Consider the following 1,916-nt stretch of genomic DNA (forward strand, 5'->3'; position numbering starts at 1 on the left):
GTGAAGCGCAGTGCGCAGGACCGTGCCGCGATGGGGCCGTCGTCCTCCCCGGCCGCCCCGCAGCCGCTCGACGCCGTCAGCAGTGCCAGCGTCGCGGCGGCGGTCGTCCAGTTCGCCGGTCGCCTCATGGGCGGGCCCTCCCCAGTGGATGACTTGGTGGGGCACGAGTCTCCCCGCGGGGCGGTGCGGGTAGGACACTTTTCGGTGGACTCGCCCAGGTGTTCCGGAGGGATGGCTGGTGTTCCGGGGGATGGCAGGGCGAGAGGTGAGTGAACGAGATCTCGGAGGTCGTCCCGTGCCCCGTACCGCGTCCGATCCCCTCCGCGCGCCCGACCCGGGGCTGTTCGGGCCCGCTTCGGTGACCTGGCAGGTGCACTCCGACCCCATGATGTGGATCGCCGGGATACGGGCCCTCTACCTCCAGGCCCTGCATCCCCGTGCCGTGCGCGGAGTCATGCAGAACAGCGACTTCCGCCGCGACGCCTGGGGGCGGCTGATGCGTACCGCCAGTTTCGTGGGGACCACCACCTACGGCACCACCGAGGCCGCCGAGGACGCGGGCGCCCGGGTGCGGAAGATACACGCGATGCTCTCGGCCACCGACCCCGGCACCGGGGAGCGGTACGGCGTCGACGAGCCGGAGTTGCTGCTCTGGGTGCACTGCGCCGAGATCGACTCCTATCTGCACATCGCGCGCCGGTCCGGGATACGGATGCCGGACGCGCTGGCCGACCGGTATGTGCGCGAGCACCGGGAGAGCGCGCGGCTCGTCGGGCTCGACCCGGGTGAGGTGCCCGGGTCCACCGGTGAGCTCGCCGCGTACTTCAGGGGCGTACGGGGCGAGTTGGCCGCCGGGGACGGTGCCCGCGCCGTGGACGATTTCCTGCGGCGGCCGCCGACGCCGCCCCTGCTGGTCCCCGCACGGGCCCTGGTGTGGCGGCGCGTGGCCGGACTCGCGTACGCCTCACTGCCCCCGTACGCCCACCGGCTCTACGGAAGGGCCGCCCCGCCGCCCGCCACGGTGACGCGCCGCCTCGTCCTCACGGGCACCCTCCTGCGCACCGTCCCCAGCCGTATACGCTGGCAACTCCCGCCCAAGCACATCCTGCGCGCCATGGCCAGGCTCGGCCCCGGCAGCCGCCCGGCCCCGTACAAACTCCACAGACGGGACGCCATACTGGACGGGCCGGGGAGGGCGCAGCGAGGCGACGGGGGCGACGGCGCGAGATGGCGGACACCAGGCTGATCCAGAGCCGCTACCGACTCCTGGATCTGATCGGGCGCGGCGGCATGGGCGAGGTGTGGCGGGCGCGCGACGAATCGCTCGGCCGCCAGGTCGCGGTCAAGTGCCTCAAGCCGATGGGTCCGCAGCACGACCAGGCCTTCACCCGCGTCCTGCGCGAGCGCTTCCGCCGCGAGGCCCGCGTCGCCGCCGCGCTCCAGCACCGGGGCGTCACCGTCGTACACGACTTCGGCGAGTACGAGGGCGTGCTGTATCTGGTGATGGAGCTCCTCGAAGGGCGCAATCTCAGTCAGATCCTGGAGGACAACAAGCAGCACCCGCTGCCCGTCGACGACGTCGTGGAGATCGCCGCCCAGGTCTCCGCCGCCCTGGCGTACACGCATGAACAGGGCATCGTGCACCGCGATCTGAAGCCCGCCAACATCATGCTGCTCACCGACGGCACGGTGAAGATATGCGACTTCGGCATCGCGCGGCTCGGCGCCGACATCGGCTTCACCTCACGCCTGACCGGCACCGGCATCGCGATGGGCACCCCGCACTACATGTCGCCCGAGCAGATCAGCGGCGACGCGGTCGACCAGCGCAGCGACCTCTACTCCTTCGGCTGCGTGCTGTACGAGATCGCCACCGGCGCCCCGCCGTTCGACCTGGAGGACGCCTGGGCCGTGCT

The 1,916-nt window shown here is 71.9% G+C and carries 2 protein-coding genes; both read left to right on the forward strand.

Features of this window, described 5'->3' with window-relative positions:
* The first annotated feature begins 295 nt into the window (after positions 1 to 295).
* A complete protein-coding gene (locus AB8Z36_RS38860) occupies positions 296 to 1,246 on the forward strand; it encodes an oxygenase MpaB family protein (RefSeq protein ID WP_369218076.1) in 951 nt (316 codons plus the stop codon).
* Positions 1,228 to 1,916 (forward strand): serine/threonine-protein kinase (locus AB8Z36_RS38865; protein ID WP_369218077.1); only part of this gene is annotated, 689 nt, incomplete at its 3' end. The genes AB8Z36_RS38860 and AB8Z36_RS38865, both read left to right, overlap by 19 nt.

The sequence above is a fragment of the Streptomyces flavofungini genome, assembly GCF_041028215.1.
Taxonomy (GTDB): Bacteria; Actinomycetota; Actinomycetes; order Streptomycetales; family Streptomycetaceae; genus Streptomyces; species Streptomyces flavofungini_B.